General features: G+C 47.6%; 23 protein-coding genes. 19 read left to right on the top strand and 4 right to left on the bottom strand.

Annotated elements, in window-relative coordinates; all coding sequences use genetic code 11:
• The 6 genes from RCH83_RS01110 to tcdA form a co-directional block, all read left to right on the top strand.
• Positions 1-719, top strand: a 719-nt coding sequence (locus tag RCH83_RS01110) for an ATP-binding cassette domain-containing protein (protein WP_306518186.1), incomplete at its 5' end; no start/stop codon positions are given.
• A complete protein-coding gene (lpxK, locus tag RCH83_RS01115; protein WP_306518188.1) occupies positions 716-1,699 on the top strand; it encodes a tetraacyldisaccharide 4'-kinase in 984 nt (327 codons plus the stop codon). The genes RCH83_RS01110 and lpxK, both read left to right, overlap by 4 nt.
• Complete coding sequence (locus RCH83_RS01120) at positions 1,689-1,886, top strand: Trm112 family protein (protein ID WP_306518190.1); 198 nt, start codon at positions 1,689-1,691, stop codon at positions 1,884-1,886. The genes lpxK and RCH83_RS01120 overlap by 11 nt, the downstream gene beginning before the upstream one ends.
• Positions 1,874-2,629 (top strand): 3-deoxy-manno-octulosonate cytidylyltransferase, encoded by a 756-nt coding sequence (gene kdsB / locus RCH83_RS01125; RefSeq protein WP_306518192.1) that lies wholly within the window; start codon positions 1,874-1,876, stop codon positions 2,627-2,629. Before RCH83_RS01120 ends, kdsB begins: the two co-directional genes overlap by 13 nt.
• Positions 2,626-3,408 (top strand): TIGR01621 family pseudouridine synthase, encoded by a 783-nt coding sequence (locus tag RCH83_RS01130; RefSeq protein WP_306518194.1) that lies wholly within the window; start codon positions 2,626-2,628, stop codon positions 3,406-3,408. Before kdsB ends, RCH83_RS01130 begins: the two co-directional genes overlap by 4 nt.
• 149 nt (positions 3,409-3,557) lie before the next feature.
• Positions 3,558-4,409 carry a tRNA cyclic N6-threonylcarbamoyladenosine(37) synthase TcdA gene (gene tcdA, locus RCH83_RS01135; protein WP_306518196.1) on the top strand — a complete coding sequence of 284 codons (852 nt, stop codon included), beginning with the start codon at positions 3,558-3,560 and terminating at the stop codon, positions 4,407-4,409.
• A 70-nt stretch (positions 4,410-4,479) separates the two neighbouring features.
• On the opposite strand, the gene RCH83_RS01140 is transcribed toward tcdA, so the two are convergent.
• The 3 genes from RCH83_RS01140 to RCH83_RS01150 form a co-directional block, all read right to left on the bottom strand.
• Complete coding sequence (locus tag RCH83_RS01140; protein ID WP_306518198.1) at positions 4,480-4,932, bottom strand: SufE family protein; 453 nt, start codon at positions 4,930-4,932, stop codon at positions 4,480-4,482.
• Positions 4,929-6,140: an aminotransferase class V-fold PLP-dependent enzyme gene (locus RCH83_RS01145; RefSeq protein WP_306518200.1), complete on the bottom strand. Its 1,212-nt coding sequence runs from the start codon at positions 6,138-6,140 to the stop codon at positions 4,929-4,931. The genes RCH83_RS01140 and RCH83_RS01145 overlap by 4 nt, the downstream gene beginning before the upstream one ends.
• A gap of 176 nt (positions 6,141-6,316) precedes the next feature.
• Positions 6,317-7,603 (bottom strand): citrate synthase, encoded by a 1,287-nt coding sequence (locus RCH83_RS01150; protein ID WP_306518202.1) that lies wholly within the window; start codon positions 7,601-7,603, stop codon positions 6,317-6,319.
• 369 nt (positions 7,604-7,972) lie between these two features.
• On the opposite strand from RCH83_RS01150, the gene sdhC reads away from it, so the two are divergent.
• From sdhC to sucD, 8 genes are all read left to right on the top strand, one after another.
• Positions 7,973-8,350 carry a succinate dehydrogenase, cytochrome b556 subunit gene (gene sdhC, locus RCH83_RS01155; protein WP_306518204.1) on the top strand — a complete coding sequence of 126 codons (378 nt, stop codon included), beginning with the start codon at positions 7,973-7,975 and terminating at the stop codon, positions 8,348-8,350.
• Complete coding sequence (sdhD, locus tag RCH83_RS01160; RefSeq protein WP_306518205.1) at positions 8,341-8,688, top strand: succinate dehydrogenase, hydrophobic membrane anchor protein; 348 nt, start codon at positions 8,341-8,343, stop codon at positions 8,686-8,688. Before sdhC ends, sdhD begins: the two co-directional genes overlap by 10 nt.
• Positions 8,689-10,461 carry a succinate dehydrogenase flavoprotein subunit gene (gene sdhA, locus RCH83_RS01165; protein WP_306518207.1) on the top strand — a complete coding sequence of 591 codons (1,773 nt, stop codon included), beginning with the start codon at positions 8,689-8,691 and terminating at the stop codon, positions 10,459-10,461. It abuts the gene before it with no gap.
• A gap of 12 nt (positions 10,462-10,473) precedes the next feature.
• Complete coding sequence (locus RCH83_RS01170; RefSeq protein WP_306518209.1) at positions 10,474-11,193, top strand: succinate dehydrogenase iron-sulfur subunit; 720 nt, start codon at positions 10,474-10,476, stop codon at positions 11,191-11,193.
• A 148-nt stretch (positions 11,194-11,341) separates the two neighbouring features.
• Positions 11,342-14,146, top strand: a complete 2,805-nt coding sequence (locus RCH83_RS01175; RefSeq protein ID WP_306518211.1) for a 2-oxoglutarate dehydrogenase E1 component — start codon at positions 11,342-11,344, stop codon at positions 14,144-14,146.
• Positions 14,147-14,280: 134 nt separating this feature from the next.
• Entirely contained in the window at positions 14,281-15,468 is a 1,188-nt protein-coding gene (gene odhB, locus RCH83_RS01180) for a 2-oxoglutarate dehydrogenase complex dihydrolipoyllysine-residue succinyltransferase (RefSeq protein ID WP_306518213.1), read from the top strand.
• 129 nt (positions 15,469-15,597) lie between these two features.
• Positions 15,598-16,764 (top strand): ADP-forming succinate--CoA ligase subunit beta, encoded by a 1,167-nt coding sequence (gene sucC / locus RCH83_RS01185; protein WP_306518215.1) that lies wholly within the window; start codon positions 15,598-15,600, stop codon positions 16,762-16,764.
• On the top strand, positions 16,764-17,636 hold the full coding sequence (gene sucD, locus RCH83_RS01190; protein ID WP_306518217.1) for a succinate--CoA ligase subunit alpha: 873 nt from the start codon (positions 16,764-16,766) through the stop codon (positions 17,634-17,636). The genes sucC and sucD overlap by 1 nt, the downstream gene beginning before the upstream one ends.
• A 473-nt stretch (positions 17,637-18,109) precedes the next feature.
• Here sucD and RCH83_RS01195 read toward each other — a convergent pair whose 3' ends face one another.
• On the bottom strand, positions 18,110-18,592 hold the full coding sequence (locus RCH83_RS01195; protein ID WP_306518219.1) for a hypothetical protein: 483 nt from the start codon (positions 18,590-18,592) through the stop codon (positions 18,110-18,112).
• Positions 18,593-19,025: 433 nt separating this feature from the next.
• On the opposite strand from RCH83_RS01195, the gene RCH83_RS01200 reads away from it, so the two are divergent.
• The 5 genes from RCH83_RS01200 to RCH83_RS01220 all read left to right on the top strand — a co-directional run bounded on the left by RCH83_RS01200 (position 19,026) and on the right by RCH83_RS01220 (position 23,641).
• Positions 19,026-19,868, top strand: a complete 843-nt coding sequence (locus tag RCH83_RS01200; RefSeq protein ID WP_306518221.1) for a thermostable hemolysin — start codon at positions 19,026-19,028, stop codon at positions 19,866-19,868.
• Positions 19,865-21,430, top strand: coding sequence for an AMP-binding protein (locus RCH83_RS01205; protein WP_306518222.1), 1,566 nt, complete (start codon positions 19,865-19,867; stop codon positions 21,428-21,430). The genes RCH83_RS01200 and RCH83_RS01205 overlap by 4 nt, the downstream gene beginning before the upstream one ends.
• A 14-nt stretch (positions 21,431-21,444) precedes the next feature.
• The gene (locus RCH83_RS01210; protein ID WP_306518224.1) at positions 21,445-22,140 is read left to right on the top strand and encodes a TenA family transcriptional regulator; all 696 of its coding nucleotides are present in this window, start codon (positions 21,445-21,447) and stop codon (positions 22,138-22,140) included.
• On the top strand, positions 22,140-22,922 hold the full coding sequence (locus RCH83_RS01215; RefSeq protein WP_306518226.1) for an SDR family oxidoreductase: 783 nt from the start codon (positions 22,140-22,142) through the stop codon (positions 22,920-22,922). Before RCH83_RS01210 ends, RCH83_RS01215 begins: the two co-directional genes overlap by 1 nt.
• 98 nt (positions 22,923-23,020) lie before the next feature.
• Positions 23,021-23,641, top strand: coding sequence for a tetratricopeptide repeat protein (locus tag RCH83_RS01220; RefSeq protein WP_306518228.1), 621 nt, complete (start codon positions 23,021-23,023; stop codon positions 23,639-23,641).
• Positions 23,642-23,656 lie beyond the last annotated feature (15 nt).

Below are 23,656 nucleotides of genomic sequence, written 5' to 3' on the forward strand. Positions count from 1 at the left end.
ATCTGACATTCAGTTACCCCGGCCATGACAAACAAGTGCTGAAAGACATTAATTTTAGTGTTAAAGCCGGTCAGACCGTGGCTTTGGTAGGGCGCTCCGGCAGCGGTAAAACCACCATTTCCAGCTTGTTACCCCGCTTTTATGAAGTGGAGCAAGGCCAAATTTTGCTGGATGGTATCAACACTAAAGACTGCACTTTAGACTCACTTCGCCGCCAGATTGCTGTAGTTTCCCAGCATGTTGTGCTTTTTAACGACACTATCGCCAATAATATTGCCTACGGTTTTCAAGGTGAGTTAACTAAAGAGCGTTTATTGGACGTCGCGGAAAAAGCCCATGTGATGGAATTCGCCGGCCAGATGCCCAAAGGTCTGGATACCGAAATTGGCGAAAACGGCGTGACGCTTTCCGGTGGTCAACGTCAGCGTATTGCCATAGCCCGTGCTTTATTGCGCCAGTCGCCTGTGTTGGTGCTGGATGAAGCCACGTCGGCTTTGGATACTGAGTCCGAGCGTAAAATTCAGGCGGCTTTGGATGAACTTCTGAAAAACCGCACCAATCTGGTTATCGCACACCGTTTATCGACCATTGAAAATGCCGACGTGATTTTAGTGATGGATCAGGGCGCAATTGTCGAGCGGGGCAATCACCACGAATTGCTGGCACAAAACGGTTATTACGCCAGCTTATACAAAATGCAGTTTGGAGACAGTGCATGACCAGCCTGGAGCGCAGCTGGTATCAGCCTTTTGGCTGGAGCTGGTTGTTATTGCCACTGAGTCTGGTATTTGCATTGCTTAGCGCCAGCAGGCGACTGCTGTTTAAAACCGGTGTGCTGAAATCACACCGTGTCGCAGCGCCTGTGCTGGTGATAGGTAATATTTCGGTGGGCGGTACCGGCAAAACGCCTGTCACTTTATGGTTATGTGATTACCTGCGCCAGCAAGGCTGGAAACCCGGTATTGTCAGCCGTGGTTATGGCGTAAAACTGCAAGCGCCGGTATTGGTTGATGTGCAAAAAGACAGCCCCGCAACTGTCGGCGACGAACCTTATTTATTGGCAAGCCGGAGTTCATGCCCTGTGGTGGTCTGTCCAAACCGGGTGGCGGCAGCACAATTTTTGTTGGCTCACAGCGACTGCAACATTATTGTGTCCGATGATGGCCTGCAACATTATGCATTGGCACGTGATATTGAAATTATTCTGCTGGATGGCAGCCGTGGTTTGGGCAATGGTTTATTGTTACCAGCCGGTCCATTACGGGAAGGTGTCTGGCGGTTAACACAGGCAGATTTAGTGATGTCCAACAGTGTAAAAAGTCCTTTGACTCCTTTTACCTTTGAACTGCAGCCACAAAGCGCCCGCGCTTTATTAAATGAGCAGCAGCATTTAGCTGCCGGCACTGCCGTGACTCTCGTCAGTGGCATTGGCAATCCACGCCGTTTTACCCGCAGTGCAGCGCAAATGGGGTATCACAGCACTGCTTCGCACTTTTTTGCTGATCATTATGCTTTTCAGGCGGAAGATTTTGCCGATGTTGCCGGGCCTTTGCTCATGACCGAAAAAGATGCGGTGAAATGCCGGTCTTTTGCAAAATCTGACTGGTTTTATTTACCCGTTTCCGCCCGTTTACCTCAGGCCGCTCAGGATGTTTTAGCGGCCAAACTGACACAGTTGTGGAGTCGTTATGGCCTTTAATATTGCACTATTAGACATTATCGCCTGCCCTTTATGTAAAGGCAGACTGAAACTTGATAAAACAAATCAACAGCTTATTTGTACTTTTGACAGGCTGGCTTATCCGGTGAAACAGGATATTCCGGTGTTATTAAGTTCAGAAAGCCGCGAGCTGAGCGCTGCTGAGGTTGAACCATGGCTTTTGTAGTGGTGATACCGGCGCGTTTTGCCAGCAGCAGGTTGCCTGGCAAACCTTTGGCCGATATCAACGGCAAGCCGATGATCCAGTGGGTGTGGCAACAAGCGACACAAAGTGGTGCCGCAGAGGTGGTGATTGCCACTGATGATGAGCGCGTAGCTAAAGTGGCAGCGGATTTTGGCGCCAAAGTGGTGATGACCAAAACCAGTCATCAATCCGGCACTGAACGTCTGGCCGAAGTGGTGGATATTCTAAAACTTGCCAAAGACACTGTGGTGGTGAATGTGCAGGGTGATGAGCCTTTTATTCCACCGGCCATTATCCGTCAGGTGGCAGAAAATTTGTCGGGGCAGCATAAAGCACGGATGGCGACTTTGTCGGTGCCGGTATCGGCCATTGCCGAAGTGCAAAACCCCAATGTGGTGAAAGTGGTCACAGATAAAAACGGTTATGCACTTTATTTCAGCCGCAGTGTGATGCCCTTTGACCGCGATGGCGCTTATGCGGACAAAACAGCGCAAATATACCGCCGTCATATTGGTATTTATGCTTATCGTGCTGGTTTTATTCAGGATTATGTCAGCTGGCCAGTGTCAGAACTCGAGAAGATTGAATGCCTGGAGCAGCTTAGAGTGTTATGGCAAGGTGAAGCTATTCATGTGGCTGAAGCAGCACAAGTGCCGCCTGTGGGTGTGGACACGCCGGCAGATTTAGCCCACGCCAATCTCTATGCCAAAGGGCTGGTTGCTTGAGCGGGCAAGAAGATGCTGTTGCAGCGGTTTCAGCAGAAGCAACATTTCAGCTGGTATTTGAACATGCTGATTTTGTGGTGCTGAATAAAGCAGCCGGAGTTAGTTTTCATTCAGAAGAAGGCGCTGGTTTAGTCGTACAGGCTGCTGCGCTGTTAGGTTATGCACTGTATCCGGTGCACCGGCTGGATAAAGTCACTTCAGGGCTGATTATTTTTGCCAGAAGTTCAGACACCGCAGCAGAATTGTCGGCGTTATTCTCAGCACAAAAAATTCAGAAATATTATCTGGCACTGAGCACAGGTAAAAATACTAAAAAACAAGGTTGGGTCAAAGGTGATATGGCGCCCGCCCGGCGTGGTGCTTATAAACTCTTGAGCAGCCATGATAATCCGGCGGTGAGTTATTTTGTCTCAACAGGCTTTGTTTCGGCAGGTTTTGCCACTGAACAAGAGACTTTGCCAGCAAGGTTAAGGTTGTATTTGATTAAGCCTTTTACCGGCAAAACCCATCAGATCCGGGTGGCGTTAAAGTCGGTTTCTGCCCCAATTTTAGGTGACGAGCTGTATCAGGCGGACCCTTCAGACAGGGTTTATCTGCATGCGTATGCGCTTTGTTTTTATTATAAAAATCAGGACTGGCGTTTTGTTTGTGCACCGGATTCCGGCCAATATTTTTTAACTTCAGCTGTGCAACAACAGTTAAAAAGCAACTGGGCAGCGCCCTGGTTGCTGGATTGGCCGCTTTATCAAAAACCAAATTGGCAGCACAAGCCGGCTTAAGTTTTTTAACCACAAGGTTTTAACTACGAGGTTTTTAACCATAAGGTTTTTAACAACAAGGTGGCGCAGCACAGCAGCTGCGCTTTTATGGTAAAAAGTGATTTGTTACGCGCCGCTTATGCGCAATTTTCAGGTGTAAAACACAACAAATGTCAGATTATTTATTACGTTTTGCCGGTATTGGCCGTTTGTATGGCACTGCTGCGCTGGAAGCTTTTGCCAAGGCGCATGTGTGTGTGGTGGGTATAGGCGGTGTGGGTAGCTGGGCCGCAGAGGCGCTGGCGCGCTCTGGTATTGGTGAAATCACCTTGATTGATTTGGATGATATTTGTATCAGCAATGTCAATCGTCAGCTGCATGCACTTTCTGACACTATTGGTCAGGATAAAGTAGCGGTGATGGCAGAGCGGATTTTACAAATTAATCCTGCTTGTGTGGTGCATCAGGTGACGGACTTTATTGCCGCCGACAATATGTTTGAACTCATGCAGCCTGATTTTAGTTATGTGATTGATGCCATTGATGCCATCAAAGCCAAAACTGCGCTGATAGCCCATTGTAAACGTAATAAAATTCCGTTGGTCACCATAGGTGGCGCCGGTGGTCAGACCGATCCCACTCAAATTCAGCTGGCTGATTTAACCCAGACCATCAATGACCCTTTGCTCGCCAAGGTGCGCAATAACCTGCGCCGAGACTATAACTACAGCCGCAATATCAAACGTCGTTTTGGCATAGATGCGGTTTATTCTACGGAACAACTAAGTTATCCGGCAGCGGATGGCACTGTTTGTCTGGCTAAACCTGAAGTGACTGATGAACAACCAACAGCAATGCGGCTGGATTGTAGTGGTGGTTTTGGTGCTGTGACAGTGGTGACCGCCAGTTTTGCTTTTGTGGCTGTGTCCAGGGTGCTTCGAAAGTTGGCCGATAAAGCCAATGTGGCGGCAAAAGAAGCGGCTTTGGCGGCCAAAGCCGAATCCGTAATATCAAACAGCTAAACCAAAAAACCAATCTAAAAACAATGATTTGGCACAGCCTGAAGCTGTGCCGCTGATTTGCTGTTTTGGTTTAGTTTGCGGCTTTGATTTGACTGGCCATTTTATCAAGTACAGCCTGTAAACCATTTTGTCTGGATGGGCTGATATTCTGATAAAGTCCAAGCGGCTTCAGCAAGGAAGTGAAATCCAGCTGCGCTAACTCGTTGTTAGGCAAGCCGTTTAGCTGGCAAATAGCCAGAGCCACCAAACCTTTCACCACCCGCGCTTCACTGTCAAAAGCCCAATAGTGTGTTTGTGTGATGCCATCAAATTGATGCAACAACCAGGCTTTGCTGTCGCAACCGGCAATTAATAACTCGTCACGCTGAAGATCGCTGCTAAAAGCCGGCAGTTGTTTACCCAGATTCATCAAAATACGGTATTTGTTTTGCCAGTCGCTGCTTGCTGCAATGGCTGGCAGTTCGTGCGTTGCAATGGCAAGGTAGGGCGCTTTACTTTGCAAAATAAGCTCATGGGCAGTCATTGCAATAACTCCACTGTTTGTTCTAGTGCTTGCAGCGTGCGATTTATGTCCTGGCTGTTGTTATAGGCAGCCAATGATAAACGTACAGCGCCTGGTAATTGCAGTGCCTGAAACAGCGGCATAGCGCAGTGGGTACCAGCGCGCACCGCAATTTTTTGTTCGTTTAAAATTGCGGCCACATCTGTTGGATGTTCACCTTTAATATTTAAAGCCAGAATACCGGCGTTATTTTGCTGTGGTGACAACAGTTCCAGGCCTTTGATGGCGAGACAACCCTGGTAGAGCTTGGTGAAAAGTTGTTGTTTGTGTGCGGCAAGCGCTGCGCTATCAAAGTTGTTTAACCAGCACATCGCAGCTGCAAGACCAATAGCACCGGCAATATTGGGTGTGCCTGCCTCTAACCGATAGGGCAACTGGTTCAGTGTAGTGCCGCTAAAGCTGACGCTTTTAATCATTTCACCGCCAAAACACAAAGGTTTTAGTAAGTCGAGCAGCTCATAACGGCCATACAACACCCCAATGCCGGTGGGGCCATAGAGTTTATGACCGGAAAACACGTAAAAATCAGCGCCAAGCGTCTGGACATCGGGCCTTGCCAGTACAACACCCTGAGCACCGTCTATCACAGCGATAGCGCCGGCAACTTTGGCAAGGCTGATTATTTTTTCAAGCGGTTGAATGGTGCCAAGCACATTGGATACTTCCGCCACTGCAACTACTTTTGGTTTTAATTCAAGCAGTTGTTGATAAGCTTGTAAATCGAGCTCGTGTTCGGCCGTCAGTGGCACTACATCAATGAATACTCCATGCTGCTGACAATAAAATTGCCAGGGCACTATATTGGCGTGATGTTCAAGCGCGGTGAGTAAAATACGGTCGCCTGGTTTTAACACTGTGCCCATCAAGCCGGACGCCAGCATATTCAGTGCCTGAGTGGCACCGCTGGTCCAGATAATTTCTTCCCGTCGTTTGGCATTTAGCGCTTTTGCAATCTGGTCGCGGGCTTGTTCAAACAAAGTGGTTGCCTGCTGGCTTAACTGATGGGCGCCTCTATGCACATTGCTGTTATCTTTTTGATAAAAAGCCAGTTCTGCCGCAATAACCGCCAGGGGTTTATGCATGGTTGCGGCGCTGTCCAGATAAACCCAATCCGGATGTTGCTGAAAAAATGCAAACTCGTTGCGAAAAGCCTTGACGTCAAAACTCAAAGATCACCTGGCAGGTACAAAAAATAAAGGCGGATTTTGCCCTTTTTTACCAAAGGCAGCAAGTTTAGCACTCTGTTGAAGAGTTGCTGTTTTGGCTCTATATCACCAAAAAATACAACAGCTGAAAAATAGCGGGCAAAAAAAAGCGCCCTTGGGCGCTTTTTTACATACACAGATTAACGTTTTTTGATATCAACAAAATCACGGGCGGTATAACCAGTATACAGCTGACGTGGACGGCCAATTTTGTGGCCTTTGTCTGACAACATTTCGTCCCAATGAGAGATCCAGCCGACAGTACGTGACATTGCAAAAATCACGGTAAACATGCTGGTTGGAATACCAATGGCTTTTAGGATAATGCCTGAGTAAAAATCGACGTTTGGATACAGTTTCTTCTCAATGAAGTATGGGTCTGACAGCGCAATACGCTCCAGCTCCATCGCAACGTCCAGCAGTGGATCTTTAATATTCAGTTCTTTTAACACTTCATGGCAGGTTTCACGCATGACTTTGGCGCGTGGGTCAAAGTTTTTATAAACACGGTGACCAAAACCCATCAGACGGAAAGAGTCGTTTTTATCTTTAGCACGGGCAACAAATTCAGGGATGCGCTCAACTGAACCAATTTCCTGCAGCATCACCAAACAAGCTTCGTTGGCACCGCCGTGGGCAGGGCCCCATAAAGATGCAATACCTGCGGCGATACAGGCATAAGGGTTAGCACCTGAAGAACCGGCTAAACGTACTGTGGAAGTTGACGCATTTTGCTCGTGGTCCGCATGCAGCATAAAAATGCGGTCCATGGCTTTTGCCACTATAGGGCTCACTTTGTAATCTTCAGCAGGTACCGAAAACATCATATGCAGGAAGTTTTCGGCATAGCTTAATTCGTTACGTGGGTACACAAATGGCTGACCAATCGTATATTTGTACGCCATGGCAGCAATAGTTGGTAGCTTGGCAATTAACCGGTGGGCAGAACGTTTACGCTGCTCAGGGTCATTTACGTTTAAATCTGAGTGGTAAAAAGACGACATAGCGCCAACCACACCACATAACATTGCCATAGGGTGTGCATCTACGCGGAAACCCTGGAAGAATGACGCCAGCTTTTCATGCACCATAGTATGACGGGTAATGACATGGGTGAAGTTGTCATACTGAGCTTTGGTAGGCAATTCGCCTTCCAATAACAAATAACAGGTTTCCAGATAATCCGATTTTACAGCCAACTGCTCAATCGGGTAACCACGGTGTAATAACACGCCGTTGTCGCCGTCGATATAAGTGATTTTTGATTCACAAGAGCCTGTTGACATAAAGCCAGGATCGAAGGTGAAGTAACCGTGCTGACCCAAGGCGCGTACATCGATTACATCTGTGCCTGCCGTGCCCGAGTAAATTGGCAGTTCGATAGGCGCCAGGCCTTCGATATGCACGACAGCTTTTTTATCTGCCATTGGATTTCTCCTGTGTTGTTATTGGTTTAACCGGTAGGAATTCTTATTCTACCCGCAACTGGACCCTAAAAGTCAATTTTAATGCTTAACTGCATAATAAGTATTCGACTCTAGTCGAATTGCCAATCCTGCCAGAAGCTTTACCCTGTCAAGCGTGGATTTTCTTCAACAAAATTAAACATAAATTGTAATCCACACTTGTGAAATATATACTGTTGCGGGTTCTAAATCAGTTCACTGACCGATAGATAAAAAATTGGGCTGAACCACTCCGCGCTGTAGCCTGTATATCCATTGGGTGTTGACTGTTTATGCAGCAACGTATAATGACAACAAAGCTCAGAATAGGGCGTCGATAGGCAAGAAACTGTGAAAAAGCAAAGACCTGTAAATCTTGATCTCACCACTATATCCATGCCGGTAACGGCAACTGCTTCTATCCTGCATCGTGTAACCGGCGTGGCAATGTTTTTTGCGCTGATTTTCGTGATTTGGGCTTGGGCAGTATCCCTGTCTTCTGCCGAAGGTTTTGCACTGGTAAAAGAAGTCATGACTTCTTTTGTCGCCAAGTTCATCGCCTGGGGTACCATCACTGTGCTGATTTATCACCTGGTCGGCGGCGTACGCCACCTGATCATGGATATGGGCCATTGGGAAGAGTTAGAGTCGGGCAAACTCAGCGCTAAATTAGCTATAGCGTTGTGGCTTGTACTGGCCGTATTAGCTGGAGTCTGGTTATGGTTCTGAATCAAGCATCATTAAAGCGTGATGGCGTACAAGATTACGTTTCATTACGCGCAACAGCCGTCATTTTAACGCTGTATACCTTTTTTATCCTCGGTTATTTCCTGTGCACCCCGGAAATTACTTTTGAAGGCTGGAAAGCCTTATTTTCTAATATTCTGGTGAAAGCCTTCACCTTACTGGCATTGGTTTGTATTGCTGTTCACACCAAAATTGGTTTGTGGCAGGTACTGACCGACTATGTAAAATCATCGACATTACGCGCTGTGCTGCAATTTGTGTTGTACACCATCGCTTTTGGTTATGTCGCTGTTGGCCTGTTTGTTCTGTGGGGTGCTTAATTGAATATTCCAGTACGCGAATTTGATGCCGTGGTAATAGGCGCAGGTGGTGCAGGTATGCGCGCCGCTCTGCAAATTACTGAATCAGGTTTAACCTGTGCTTTGTTATCCAAAGTATTCCCAACCCGTTCTCACACTGTATCTGCGCAAGGTGGTATCACTGTTGCGTTAGGTAACTCTCACCCGGACAACTGGGAATGGCACATGTTTGATACCGTCAAAGGTTCCGATTATATCGGTGACCAGGACGCTATTGAATATATGTGTAAAACTGGCCCTGAAGCCATTACTGAACTGGAAAACATGGGCTTACCTTTCTCTCGTTTTGAGAACGGCCGTGTTTATCAGCGTCCTTTTGGTGGTCAGTCGAAAAACTTTGGTGGCGAACAGGCCGCCCGTACCGCAGCTGCAGCAGACCGTACCGGTCATGCTTTATTGCACCTGCTGTACCAACAAAACGTAAAAAACAAAACTCAGGTATTTTCTGAGTGGTATGCACTGGACTTGGTGAAAAACCAGGACGGCGCCGTGGTAGGTTGTACTGCCATTGAAATCGAAACCGGTGAAATTGTTTATTTTAAATCCCGTGCAGTAGTTCTGGCTACTGGTGGTGCAGGCCGTATCTTCGCCTCTACCACAAACGCGCACATCAACACCGGTGACGGTGTGGGTATGGCACTGCGTGCCGGTGTGCCGCTGCAGGATATGGAAATGTGGCAATTCCACCCGACAGGTATTGCAGGTGCCGGTACCCTGGTAACTGAAGGTTGTCGTGGCGAAGGTGGTTATTTATTAAATAAAGACGGCGAGCGTTTTATGGAGCGTTATGCACCAAACGCCAAAGACTTAGCGGGTCGTGACGTTGTAGCTCGTTCTATGATGACTGAAATCCGTGAAGGCCGTGGTTGTGATGGTCCATGGGGTCCACACATCAAACTGAAACTGGACCACTTAGGTGCTGAAGTTTTAGAAAGCCGTTTACCAGGTGTCTGTGAACTGTCGAAAACATTCGCTCACGTTGACCCGGTAAAAGAGCCAATTCCGGTAATCCCAACTTGTCACTATATGATGGGCGGTATTCCAACCAACGTTCATGGCCAGGTGATTCATCCAAAAGCTGACGGTTCTGAAGTTGTAGTGCCTGGTTTATTCGCTTGTGGTGAAATCGCTTGTGTGTCTGTACATGGTGCCAACCGCTTAGGTGGTAACTCCTTGTTAGACTTAGTTGTATTCGGTCGCGCCACTGGTTTACACCTGGGTGAAGCCCTCTCTGCAACATCTGAATACCGTGCTGCTTCTGACTCGGATCTGCAAGCTGCTTTAGCCCGTACTCAACGTTGGGAAGACAGCAAGCCAGGTCAGGGTGAAGATCCAGTGCAAATCAAAAAAGACTTACAGCAATGTATGCAACTGAACTTCTCGGTATTCCGTGAAGGTGCTGCGATGGCTGAAGGTTTAGAGCAGTTAAAAGTTATTCGTGAACGCCTGAAATATGCCCGTCTGGATGACAAGAGCTCAGACTTTAATACCATGCGTATTGAATGTTTAGAACTGGACAACCTGATGGAAACCGCATTTTCTACTGCAGTTGCAGCCAACTACAGAACAGAAAGCCGTGGTGCCCACGCTCGTTTTGACTTCCCGGACCGTGACGACGAAAACTGGTTATGCCACAGCGTCTACACGCCAGATACTGAATCAATGTTTAAGCGTAAAGTGAATATGGAACCTAAGTTCCGTGACGCTTTCCCGCCTAAAGCACGTACGTACTAAGAGGGATGCAGAATGAAGAAGTTAGTATTCTCTGTCTATCGCTACAACCCTGACGTCGACAAAGCGCCACGGATGCAGGACTATGTTCTGGATAATCCGGAAGGCCGCGACATGATGGTGCTTGACGCGCTATTGAAATTAAAAGAACAAGACCCAACCTTATCATTCCGTCGCAGCTGCCGTGAAGGTGTGTGTGGTTCAGACGGTCTGAATATGAACGGCAAAAATGGTTTGGCCTGCATTACACCTTTATCTGCTTTAGGTAAAGGTAAAGGCGGCAAATTGGTGATCCGTCCGCTGCCGGGCTTACCGGTAGTGCGTGACTTAGTGGTTGATATGTCTCAGTTTTATACTCAATACGAGAAAGTAAAACCGTACTTAATCAATAACGACTTACCGCCGGCAGGTGAATATCTGCAATCGCCGGAAGAACGAGCTAAGTTAGACGGTTTATACGAATGTATTCTGTGTGCCTGTTGTTCTACGTCTTGCCCATCGTTCTGGTGGAACCCTGACAAGTTCATTGGCCCTGCTGGTTTGTTACATGCTTACCGCTTCCTGGCGGATAGCCGTGACACCGCCACAGAACAACGGTTAAACGATTTGGACGACGCTTTCAGCGTATTCCGCTGCCACGGTATCATGAACTGTGTCAACGTATGTCCAAAAGGTTTGAACCCGACCAAAGCCATTGGTCAAATCAAATCAATGTTATTAAACCGGGCGCTGTAAAGCGCCCCTTTCGTAACAACAGTTTTTGACAATTTGTGGCGGACAGCTTGTGAAGTGCCCGCCAACCAGGAAAAAATAGCCATCAAACCTGTTCCATGGCTATTTTTTTGCTACTTTTTTCCAGGTGCTTCGAGATAAGGGAAAGTAAATGCACGAAGGTGTAATGAAGGCGTGGTTGGAGTCTTCTCATCTTGGCGGTGGCAACATGGCCTATGTTGATGAACTCTATGAATCCTACTTAGCTGAACCTACCAGTGTTGGTGATGAATGGCGCGAATTTTTCGCAAAATTACCAAAAATTGATGGTGTCGAACTGGAATCGCGGCATTCCGATATCCGTCAGCAGTTTGCTGAACTTGCCAAAAATAAACACCGCGAAGTGGTGGTGGCAAATGGCGGTGGTGACAGCCGTCAGGTGAAAGTTCTGCAACTTATCAATGCTTTCCGTTTCCGTGGCCACCAACATGCCAAACTGGATCCACTGGAACTTTGGAAACGTCCACGTGTCCGTGATCTGGAGTTGTCATTTCATGATTTAAGCCAGGATGATTTTAACACTGAGTTTAATGTCGGCTCTTTTGTTGCCGGCACTGAAACCATGAAACTCGGTGAACTGGTAAAAGCGCTGGAGACTACTTATTGTGGTTCTATCGGTGCTGAATATATGCACATAGTGTCTACGGATGAAAAACGTTGGATCCAACAACGTTTAGAATCAGTGCGTTCCACACCAAATTATGACAAAGCCACTAAAGCACAGATTCTCAAAGGTCTGGTTGCCGCTGATGGTTTGGAACGTTATTTATCAGCCAAATTCCCGGGAGCCAAACGTTTTGGTCTGGAAGGCGGCGATGCCATGGTGCCAATGCTCAAAGCCATGATCCACCGTGCCGGTGAACAAGGCGCCAAAGACTGCATTATTGGTATGGCACACCGCGGTCGTCTGAATACGTTAATTAACGTGCTGGGTAAAAACCCAAGCAAATTGTTTGACGAATTCGCCGGTAAATATGAAGTGGTTGGTGCCGGTGATGTGAAATACCATATGGGTTTTTCATCAGATTTCGCCACCAAAGGCGGCGATGTACATTTAGCGCTGGCCTTTAACCCGTCACATTTAGAAATTGTAAACCCTGTGGTGATGGGCTCAGTGCGTGCCCGTTTAGACCGTCGTGGTTGTACCGATGGTTCTTTGGCTTTGCCTATTACTATTCACGGTGACTCTGCTTTTGCCGGTCAGGGTGTGGTAGCTGAAACCTTTAACATCTCTCAGACCCGCGCCTTTAAGGTGGGTGGTTCTATTCGTCTGGTGATTAACAACCAGGTGGGTTTCACCACTTCAAATCCTGAAGATACCCGTTCTACCGAATATTGTACTGACATCGCTAAAATGGTGCAGGCGCCAATTTTCCACGTTAACGGTGACGACCCTGAAGCTGTAGTTTTTGTCGCTCAGCTGGCTGTAGATTACCGCAATACCTTTAAACGTGACGTGGTGATTGACCTGGTTTGTTACCGTCGTAACGGTCACAACGAAGCCGACGAGCCAAATGCAACTCAGCCTTTGATGTACCAGAAAATCAAAAAACATCCAACGCCGCGTGAGCTTTATGCAGATAAGCTAATCAAAGCTGGTCAGTTCACCAGCGCTGAAGTGCAGGCAATGGTCGATGACTATCGCAACGCGCTGGATAAAGGCGACTGTGTGGTTGAAGAATGGAAACCAATGACCGAAGTTGCTGTTGATTGGACACCATTTTTAGGTCATGACTGGACTACAGCTTACGATGCCAGTCTGTCAGTGGCAGACTTGGTCGCTTTGGGTCAACAAGCCATTAAAGTTCCGGCAGAACACAGCTTGCAACGTCAGGTCGGTAAGGTTTACGAAGACCGCGCTTTAATGCTCAAAGGCGAGAAGAAGATCGACTGGGGTTTTGCTGAAATTCTGGCATACGCTGCGACAGTAGGTTCAGGCACCCGTATCCGTATTGTCGGTCAGGACTCAGGCCGTGGTACTTTCTTCCACCGCCATGCAGTACTGCATAATCAAAACGACGCCAGCACTTATACGCCGCTTGAGCATTTAAGTCCTGAGCAGGGCCCATTCCAGGTTTATGATTCTGCTTTATCTGAAGAAGCAGTACTGGCTTTTGAATACGGTTATGCCACAGCTGAACCGCGCGCTTTAGTGATTTGGGAAGGCCAGTTTGGCGACTTCGCCAACGGCGCTCAGGTAGTGATTGACCAGTTCTTAAGTTCAGGCGAACAAAAGTGGGGCCGTCTCTGTGGTCTGACATTGTTATTGCCTCATGGTTATGAAGGTCAGGGTCCGGAGCACTCTTCAGCCCGTTTAGAGCGTTTCCTGCAACTTTGTGCTGATCACAATATGCAGGTAGTGGTTCCGACCACACCGGCTCAGGTGTTTAACATGATCCGTCGTCAGATGGTGCGCCCAATGCGCCGTCCGCTGATTGTCATGTCACCAAAGTCCTTGCTGCGTCATCCGCTGGCAACATCAACTTTGGAAGAGTTGGCATCAGGCCAATTCCACAACGTGATTGGCGAAATTGACGACATCAAAGCCAAAGACGTAAAACGTGTGGTGTTCTGTAGCGGTAAAGTGTATTTCGACCTGCTGGAAGAGCGCCGTAAACGTGGCCTGAACAACATTGCTATTGTGCGTGTTGAGCAGTTATACCCATTCCCGCAAGACGAAATGGCCAAAGTGCTGGCGCAATATCAGCACGTGACCGATTTTGTCTGGTGTCAGGAAGAGCCGCAAAACCAGGGTGCCTGGTATTGCAGTCAGCATAACTTCTGGGCCGCTATTCCAAATGGCGCCCGGTTAACTTATGCCGGCCGTGATGCTTCATCGTCACCAGCTGTGGGTTACCTGTCGGTACACAACAAACAGCAACAAGCGCTGATTAATGCCGCGCTGACGCTGGCTTAAGGTTCGTAACCTGATAAACATCGCTGCAACCTTGGGTTGCAGCAAATTTTCTGGTCAGTGTGGGTTTTCCTATGCTGGCTTTGGCTTTGTAAGACTGAACACAAACGCAGACCAATCTGTAAAAAGGTGACAAAGTGGAAATTAAAGTCCCAGTACTACCCGAATCCGTTGCTGATGCAACTATTGCTACCTGGCATGTAAAAACAGGTGAAGCCGTCAGCCGCGACCAGGTTCTGGTTGATATCGAAACTGACAAAGTTGTTTTAGAAGTTGTGGCACAAGCTGACGGCGTGATGGGCGAAATCGTCCACGCTGAAGGCGCAACAGTGCTGGCAGAGCAGGTGATTGGTCATCTGAATGCAGGTGCAACAGCAGCTGCTGCGGCTCCGGCAGCAGCACCAGTTGCCGCAGCGGCACCAGCTGCTGATGCTGACGAAGTGTTAACACCTTCAGTACGTCGCATGATTGCTGAAAAAGGCTTAGATGCCAGCAAAATCCAGGGTTCTGGTAAAAACGGCCGTGTGACGAAAGAAGACGTGGAAAAATTCCTGTCTGGCGCAACAGCGGCTCCGGCTGCTAAAGCTGCGCCTGCTGTTGCTGCACCAGTTGCTGTAGCGGGTGACCGTTCACAAAAACGTGTGCCTATGACGCGCCTGCGCAAAACCATTGCCAACCGTCTGCTGGAAGCCAAAAATTCAACGGCCATGTTAACCACTTTTAACGAAGTGAACATGAAGCCAATTATGGAACTGCGTAAGCAGTATCAGGACGTGTTTGAGAAAAAACACGGCATCCGTTTAGGTTTTATGTCGTTCTACGTGAAAGCTGTGACTGAAGCGCTGAAACGTTACCCTGAAGTGAACGCTGCTATTGATGGCGACGATATTGTGTATCACAACTTCTTTGACGTCAGCATTGCAGTATCTACGCCACGTGGTCTGGTTACTCCGGTTCTGCGCGACTGCGACAAAATGAATCTGGCTGAAATTGAAAAAGCCATCAAAGATTTAGCTATTAAAGGCCGCGACGGTAAACTGTCGATGGACGACCTGATGGGTGGCAATTTCACTATCACTAACGGTGGTGTTTTTGGTTCTCTGATGTCAACGCCAATCATCAACCCACCACAATCCGCTATTCTGGGTATGCATAAAATCCAGGACCGCGTGATGGTAGTAGATGGCAAGATGGAAATCCTGCCAATGATGTACTTAGCGTTGTCATACGATCACCGTATCATCGATGGTAAAGAATCTGTGGGCTTCCTGGTCACAGTAAAAGAATTATTAGAAGATCCAACCCGTATTCTGTTGGATATCTAATATAAGCGAGCGGAAAGGCTGCTATTAGCAGCCTTTTAAATCATCTGGATATAGCCATAAGGCCATTATCCAATGGGTCTGGCCGCACCGAAAGGGCGGCTACAATCAATAGAAAAACGGAAAGAAGCCATGAATTTGCACGAATATCAGGCAAAACAGCTTTTTCGCGAATACGGTTTACCTGTATCTGAAGGCTATGCGGAAGAAACTCCACAGGCAGCAGCAGAAGCAGCAGATCGTATTGGTGGAAACAAGTGGGTAGTGAAAGCTCAGGTTCACGCTGGTGGTCGCGGTAAAGCGGGCGGTGTGAAATTAGTTTCTTCTAAAGAAGAAATCCGTAACTTTGCTCAAAATTGGTTGGGTAAAAATCTGGTTACGTACCAAACTGACGAAAAAGGTCAGCCTGTCAGCAAGATCCTGGTAGAAACCTGTACAGATATCGAAAAAGAACTGTACCTGGGTGCCGTGGTAGACCGTTCAAGCCGTCGCATTGTATTTATGGCGTCGACTGAAGGTGGTGTAGACATCGAGAAAGTCGCTGAAGAAACACCAGAAAAAATTATTAAGATGGCGGTTGATCCGCTGGTTGGCGCTCAGCCATTCCAGGCGCGTGAAATCGGCTTCAAGCTGGGCTTAAACGCCACACAAATCAAACAGTTCACCAACATCTATTTGGGCCTCGCCAAGATGTTTGTTGATCTGGACATCGCGCTGATTGAAGTAAACCCGTTGGTAATTACTTCAGCCGGTAACCTGCATTGCTTAGACGCTAAACTGGTTGCTGACAGCAATGCGCTGTACCGTCAGCCAAAACTGCGTGCTTTCCATGACCCATCACAAGAAGACGAGCGTGAAGCCCGTGCTGCTCAGTGGGAACTGAACTATGTTGCTTTAGAAGGTAACATCGGTTGTATGGTGAACGGTGCCGGTTTAGCTATGGGTACTATGGACATCGTGAAATTAAGCGGTGGCCAACCAGCAAACTTCCTGGACGTTGGCGGCGGCGCAACTAAAGAGCGCGTGACCGAAGCATTCAAAATCATCCTGTCTGACTCAGCTGTAAAAGCAGTATTCGTCAACATCTTCGGTGGTATCGTTCGTTGCGACATGATCGCTGAAGGTATCATTGGTGCTGTTGAAGAAGTGGGTGTAAGCGTACCAGTCGTGGTGCGTTTAGAAGGTAACAACGCTGAATTAGGTGCACAGAAGTTGCAAAACTCTGGCCTGAACATCATTGCTGCTAACTCATTATCTGAAGCTGCAAAAGCTGTTGTGAAAGCCGCGGAGGGCAAATAATGTCTATTATCATCAACAAAGACACTAAGGTCATCTGTCAGGGTTTCACCGGTAGCCAGGGTACTTTCCATTCAACTCAGGCGCTGGAATACGGCACCAAAATGGTTGGTGGTGTAAGCCCGGGTAAAGGCGGCACGACGCACATTGGTTTACCAGTGTTCAACACAGTAAAAGAAGCAGTTGAAGCCACTGGCGCAACTGCCACTGTGATTTATGTTCCGGCACCTTTCTGTAAAGATGCAATCATCGAAGCCGCTGATGCTGGTTTAGAGCTGATTGTATGTATCACTGAAGGTATCCCGACTATCGATATGCTGTTTGCCAAAGAATACGTTGACCGTAAAGGCGTACGTATGATTGGTCCAAACTGCCCAGGCGTTATCACGCCAGGCGAATGTAAAATCGGTATCATGCCAGGCCATATCCATAAGCCAGGTAAAGTAGGTATCGTTTCACGTTCAGGCACTCTGACTTATGAAGCTGTAAAACAAACTACTGACGAAGGTTTCGGCCAGTCTACTTGTGTAGGCATCGGTGGTGACCCAATCCCAGGTTCTAACTTCATCGACATCCTGAAATTATTCCAGGAAGATCCACAGACTGAAGCCATCATCATGATCGGTGAAATCGGTGGTACTGCTGAAGAAGAAGCTGCTGCTTATATCAAAGCTCACGTGACCAAACCTGTCGTGTCTTACATTGCCGGTGTAACTGCACCAGCTGGTAAGCGCATGGGCCACGCTGGCGCCATCATCTCTGGTGGTAAAGGTACAGCTGATGACAAATTCCGTGCTCTGGAAGACGCTGGTGTGAAAACCGTACGTTCTCTGGCAGACATCGGTAAAGCACTGCGTGAACTGACTGGCTGGTAATAGCTTTTTAGTTTTGAGTGTTTAAAAAACCCGCCTGATGGCGGGTTTTTTTATGGATATCGGAACTTTGTATTTAAGGTTTGTCCTGAAGATCTGTCGGGCTTGGGCTTTGTATCGCCTCTTGAGCTATAAAGAACCGCAAATAGGCGTTTTTTATGATTTAGCTGCGAGTTCAAATTAGGATTTCAGGCTTTTATTGCTGCTGGTTTTCTTGCGCTGGAGAATGGTTAATTTTGCGGGATAATTGACCCTTCGGCACTTTCATCCCCTATATATGCTAATTTACCTGTTGTAGCCCACGAACCTGAGTAGTTTTTGTATTTATATTCTTGGTAAGTACCACTGGATTCGAAAAATACATAAAATGCAGTGTACTGTGGAATGTCAGCATCGACTGCCATGTCCCAAATGATCAATTCGAGATAGCCATCTCTGGAGTTTTCAGCCGCAGTGCTCGTCTGGATAATCGCTATTTATTGATCTTTTTCATCTTTTGGCGCAGCGGAAGCCATATAGTGAGCAGAAAAAACATTCCGTTGTAGCTTGGTGTAATCTAAATAGGCGTCCATTAAACGATAAACATCCTTCGCTGGTACTCCTAAATAAGCGGCCAATGCATTTTTACGTTCATTCATCATTTCTGAAAGCTGACGTTTTTCAGTGTCACTTAATTCATTTGCAGCACGCCGAGCACCAATAGTACTGAGATATCTTGGATCTTCATTGAGTGGGCTACCAATCGATGCGTCACCGCTGACCAGTCTTTCCAGCTGGTGCGCAAAATGCAGATATGATTTGGTATTGGTAAAACCAAAATAACGGGCATGTTCTTTGATGCTTTGAGCGATATCAAACTTCGCGACGGGTTTTGATTCTTGCTCGTTATTGTTTGCAATGACGTTATTTACAAAAAGCAGCAGCACCAAAGCCATGCCAGATAAAAATATAGTTTTCACAGAACGTTCCTTTAAGTGTTCGATATCTGTACTGACAAGTCATCATATTGGAAACTAACATCTCGTAATATGCACTGTCAATGGATGTGTTTTGGGTAAGGTTTTCCTATAAAAGGCCTGGTGCTTGCACGGTTTCTGCGAACGAAAAATAAGGTGTAGCCATTGTACAGAAGAGCTGTAATGTGCTTTTTATCAGGTGGTTGCCGATAGTGAACAGCCGCAACTTTCTGCGATTTCATCATGATTTATACCGTCGCTTAAATACTGCAAGCTGGTTAAGTCTTGATGCTGCCTGCCGAAGTTCTGCAGTATGCTGTTACATCTTTAAATTGCTCCCTCTCATTTATTTGGCCTATTTAAAACACGACATTTCCGGCTTAAGGTTGTTTTAAGTTTCAGCAGCCAGAATCACCAACATAATCCGAAGTTGGAGATGATGATGGTGGCACTGCAGTTACAATTTGACAATTCCTCCCTTGGGCAGCCGCAGGCAGTCACACCGGATACAACGACCACAAGCGCAACAACAGATGCCGGCAGTCAGGCAAAGTTGTTATTGCTGAATGCTGCAGATCCGGCTCGCGCTTCATTACAAGATTTTATTGCCCGTGGTTTTGCCGGGGCTTATGGTGCCGAAGTCCGGAATTTTATGCCTGATTTACTGGCAGTGTCAGCTCGGGGAGAGTGGCAGGCGGTCTTAGGTATTCGCAGCGGTCAGAACCAGTCTTTGTTTGTTGAGCAATACCTCGATGCCGATATCTGCTCCATCTTGCAGTCGGTTGGCATTAATACCCAAAGAGACGAGGTGGTGGAAATTGGCAATCTGTTTTCTGCCAACCGCCAATACACTTTATTGCTGTTTGTGGTGCTGGCTTATGCTTTACACCAACTGGGTTATCGCCAGCTGGTGTGTTGTGCAACAGAGCAGGTACAGGCGTTATTGCAGCGCCATGGGCTTGAGCTTACCTACTTAGCCGATGGCGATGCCAGCCGTTTAGGCGAAGCCGCCAACAGCTGGGGCAGTTATTACCAGAGCCATCCAAAAGTCTGTGCCCTCGATTTAACACAGGCGATGGCGTTGATTGCTCAATCACCACGTTTATTGGCGTTACCGCGCCAGTTCTGGCCTGCCTTGCATGCCACTGTCAGTGGACTGAGCCTTGAGCAGGCCGGAGCGCCGGTACCATCGCCTGAGACTGTGCAATTACACAAAGTTCCTGCTTTGATAACAGCAGCCAAAGCCCGGCAGTTTGCCGAAAGTGGAGTTTGTGTATGAAACTGAATTTCCCGGCAACGGCAAAACTCACAGACGTGCAAAGTGGTGAAAGTCTGGATCTCAGTCAACTGATGCTCAGAGTGCAACAATGGCAATTGCAGTTGAACACACTGCAGGCAAAAAAAGTGGTGTTGTTAAGCCCTGGCAATGTTGAATGGGTGCTGCTGGATTTAGCTTGTATTGCCAATGAAACCGTATTGGTACCTTTGCCGACCTATCTGAGTGAAAGCCAGATTTCTCACGTATTACAATCAGTTGAGCCTGATGTCATCGTCAGCAGCACCGAACTGAAACAAGCCGGTTATTTGCTGTGCACTCGGTATGGCGGCTTGTGGATCTACCAGTATCAAGTACAAGCTGAGCTTTTTACCGGCGAAATGAAAGCGAAGCCGGTGTTGCCACAAGGTTGTCAGAAAATTACCTTTACTTCAGGTTCAACCGGCACACCTAAAGGTGTTTGTTTGTCGGCCGCAACCCAGTTTCAGGTGGCGCAAAGTCTGGTGGAGCGTATTGGCATTAAGCAACCAAGGCACTTGTGTTTATTGCCACTCAGTACTTTGCTGGAAAATATTGCCGGTATTTATGCGCCTTTGCTGGCCGGTGGCGAAGTGTTGCTCACCGAAGAACACAACAGAGGTTTTACCGGCAGCAGTCTTACCCAACCACAAAAATTGCTGGCGCTGATCAGCAGCACAGAGCCTCAGACCCTGATTTTGGTGCCAGAGCTGTTGCAGCTGCTGGTGCTGGCTTGTCAACAAGGCTGGCAAGCACCAAAAACTTTATTATTTATTGCGGTTGGTGGTGCCCGGGTTGCACCTGAACTATTAACAGCAGCGGCCAAAGTTGGCTTGCCGGTTTATCAGGGTTATGGCTTAAGTGAATGTGGTTCTGTGGTGGCTTTGTCAACACATAACGCTGTCACTGCAACTTCGCAGGAATTGCTTGCTGTTGGCAAAGCACTGCCGCACCTACAGCTAAAAATTGTCGGGGGTGAACTTTGGGTGAAAACCCCATTTTTGGGGTATTTATCAGACAACAACACTACAGTGTCGGCAGAAAGCGCAACTAAGACTGAGCCGGAGTCTGGCTGGGTGGCGACAGGTGATTTGGCCAGTCTGTCAGCGGACGGTGATTTGCAGATCAAAGGTCGCAAAAAGAACCTGTTGATTTCCAGTTTTGGCCGCAATATTCACCCGGAATGGGTGGAAGCCGAGTTGTTAAAAAATGGCTTGTTGCAGCAGGCCGTGTTGTTTGGTGATGCCAAACCCTATTGTACGGCTTTGTTATATAGCGCTCAGCCACAACTATGCCGCGAAGCGCTGCAAAGCTGGTTAAACAGCGTCAATGCATCTTTACCCGATTATGCCAGGGTACACAAATATCATCTGCTGTCAGCTCCTTTGTCTGAGTCCGACGGCACTTTAACCGCCAACCAAAGACCAAAACGTGTGCCGATAGCTGAACGTTATCAGGCCGAAATAGCTGCCATGTACCAGCCGGAGCACACTGAATTGTCAGTACCTACTGCGGGTACTGGTTGTGCAGCAACTTCTTGTATTTGATGTCAGGAGTTTTTATGAGTTTTCACCAGCAATTGATTGATGCCACTCAGGCCGAACGTGATTATTTATTGTCTGCGCCTATTATTCATCGCTGTTTTCACGGTGAAATCAGTCTGGATGATTATGTCGCTTTTTTGCAGCAGGCTTATCACCATGTAAAACATACCACGCCGCTATTGATGTCAGTGGGCGCTTTATTGCCGGAATCCAAAGAGTGGCTGCGCAATGCCGTGGCTGAATATATCGAAGAAGAGCTTGGCCATCAGGAGTGGATCCTCAATGACATCGCGCATTGTGGTTACAACAAGGAAGCGGCGCGGACAAGTACACCGGCTTTTGCCACTGAAATGATGGTGGCTTACGCCTATGACGCTGTGCGTCGCATCAGTCCTTTGTGTTTTTTTGGTATGGTGCTGGTGCTGGAAGGCACCTCCACAGCACTGGCCGACCATGCTGCCGGTACCATCGCCAATAAACTGCAATTGCCGAAAAAAGCCTTTAGTTACCTGACGTCACATGGTGCTTTGGATCAGGAGCACATTAAGTTTTTCAAAAGCCTGATGGACAAAATTGTTGATGAGCAAGAACAACAACTGATCATTCATGCGGCAAAACGTTTTTACCGGCTGTATGGCGACATTTTTTTCAGCCTTGATGCCAATCATGGTTTAAGCAAAACGGCGATCACAATGCCCGGGGAGCTTGTCTGATGAACATCAAAGGTAAAACCATTTTATTAACAGGGGCAACAGGTGGTATAGGCCAGGCTATAGCGATGGAGCTTGCCAAAGCCGGAGCTGAATTGATTCTGGTTAGCCGTGACAGCGAAGCGTTATTGCGATTACGTCAGCAATTGCCGGGGCAACACAGAGTTTTCAGCGCCGACATTACCGATGAAAAAGCTTTACGCCGGTTACAGGTTTTTTGCCAGCAACAAGGTGCATTGCATGGTCTTATCAATAATGCCGGTATCAGCCAGTTTGACATGGTGGCACAGCAGGATTACGCCGCACAAATCAAGGTGAATCTGCTGGCCCCTATGCAATTGTGTCAGCAGCTGTTGCCGCAGCTGCAACAACAGGCTGATGCCTTTATTGTGAATGTGGGTTCAGCTTTTGGCAGCATAGGTTATCCGGGATTCTCCGGTTATTGCGCCAGCAAATTTGGCCTGCGTGGTTTTACTGAGGCGCTAAAACGCGAGCTTGGCGCCGGTAAACTTCAGGTGCTTTATTTTGCCCCCCGCGCCACCCATACCGGCATTAACAGTGCTGCTGTGGTGGCAATGAATCAGCAGCTGGGTAATCAGATGGATAGCCCGGAGCAAGTGGCAGCAGCGCTGTTATCTCAATTAAAAGCATCACAAAGCCGGCGCTTTTTGGGCTGGCCGGAACAACTTTTTGTCCGGTTAAATGCGCTTTTTCCGGCGCTGGTGGACAAGGCATTACAGAAAAAACTGGCGGTTATTGAAAAATACGCCGCAACAAAATCCTGAACAGCTTAAGCAACGAGGTAGTTATGAGTACCAAGCAATTGATAAACAACATAAACCTGGTGAAAAATGTTGTAAAAACCATACAACTGGCAATAACAATGACATTGTTGCTGTTGACAAGCACGGCGCTTAGGGCCGATGTACTGACAGATATTGTGCCTTTACAAACACGCTGGGCAGAAATTAATTATCAGCTGGACGAAGATGACCGCGAAAAGGCGTATCAACAGCTGGTTACAGTGGCCGATCAGGTGGTGGCCAACAATGCCGGTAGCGCTGAAGCCTATATCTGGCGTGGCATTATTAAATCCAGCCTGGCTGGCGCCAAAGGCGGCCTTGGTGCTTTGGGGGTGGCTGAAGAATCCAAAGCTGATTTTGAAAAAGCGCTGACGCTTGATGCCAATGCCTTGCAAGGTTCGGCTTATACCAGTCTGGGCGTGCTTTATGCCAAAGTACCAGGTTGGCCTATAGGTTTTGGCAGTAATAAAAAAGCGGCGGAACTTTTAACAAAAGCCTTAACACTTAATCCGCAAGGTATTGATCCAAATTACTTTTATGCGGAATTATTAGCAGATAAGCGCGACTATTCCCAGGCAATGCGCTATCTTGAACAAGCAAAACAGGCACCAAAAAGACCAGGTCGCGAAAGTGCCGATGTTGGCCGGCAGCAGGAGATTGCTATGTTGATGGCCAAAGTGGCGAAGAAAATTAAACACTAAACAGCTTAAGGGTGA

This window comes from Rheinheimera sp., assembly GCF_030824435.1.
Lineage (GTDB): Bacteria > Pseudomonadota > Gammaproteobacteria > Enterobacterales > Alteromonadaceae > Pararheinheimera.

Excerpts from the sequence above, each read along its gene's own strand:
- lpxK (WP_306518188.1), top strand. The coding sequence starts at position 716 with ATGACCAGCCTGGAGCGCAGCTGGTATCAGCCTTTTGGCTGGAGCTGG.
- RCH83_RS01120 (WP_306518190.1), top strand. The coding sequence starts at position 1,689 with ATGGCCTTTAATATTGCACTATTAGACATTATCGCCTGCCCTTTATGT.
- kdsB (WP_306518192.1), top strand. The coding sequence starts at position 1,874 with ATGGCTTTTGTAGTGGTGATACCGGCGCGTTTTGCCAGCAGCAGGTTG.
- tcdA (WP_306518196.1), top strand. The coding sequence starts at position 3,558 with ATGTCAGATTATTTATTACGTTTTGCCGGTATTGGCCGTTTGTATGGC.
- RCH83_RS01140 (WP_306518198.1), bottom strand. The coding sequence starts at position 4,932 with ATGACTGCCCATGAGCTTATTTTGCAAAGTAAAGCGCCCTACCTTGCC.
- RCH83_RS01150 (WP_306518202.1), bottom strand. The coding sequence starts at position 7,603 with ATGGCAGATAAAAAAGCTGTCGTGCATATCGAAGGCCTGGCGCCTATC.
- sdhD (WP_306518205.1), top strand. The coding sequence starts at position 8,341 with ATGGTTCTGAATCAAGCATCATTAAAGCGTGATGGCGTACAAGATTAC.
- RCH83_RS01170 (WP_306518209.1), top strand. The coding sequence starts at position 10,474 with ATGAAGAAGTTAGTATTCTCTGTCTATCGCTACAACCCTGACGTCGAC.
- RCH83_RS01175 (WP_306518211.1), top strand. The coding sequence starts at position 11,342 with ATGCACGAAGGTGTAATGAAGGCGTGGTTGGAGTCTTCTCATCTTGGC.
- sucC (WP_306518215.1), top strand. The coding sequence starts at position 15,598 with ATGAATTTGCACGAATATCAGGCAAAACAGCTTTTTCGCGAATACGGT.
- sucD (WP_306518217.1), top strand. The coding sequence starts at position 16,764 with ATGTCTATTATCATCAACAAAGACACTAAGGTCATCTGTCAGGGTTTC.
- RCH83_RS01200 (WP_306518221.1), top strand. The coding sequence starts at position 19,026 with ATGATGATGGTGGCACTGCAGTTACAATTTGACAATTCCTCCCTTGGG.
- RCH83_RS01205 (WP_306518222.1), top strand. The coding sequence starts at position 19,865 with ATGAAACTGAATTTCCCGGCAACGGCAAAACTCACAGACGTGCAAAGT.
- RCH83_RS01210 (WP_306518224.1), top strand. The coding sequence starts at position 21,445 with ATGAGTTTTCACCAGCAATTGATTGATGCCACTCAGGCCGAACGTGAT.
- RCH83_RS01215 (WP_306518226.1), top strand. The coding sequence starts at position 22,140 with ATGAACATCAAAGGTAAAACCATTTTATTAACAGGGGCAACAGGTGGT.
- RCH83_RS01220 (WP_306518228.1), top strand. The coding sequence starts at position 23,021 with ATGACATTGTTGCTGTTGACAAGCACGGCGCTTAGGGCCGATGTACTG.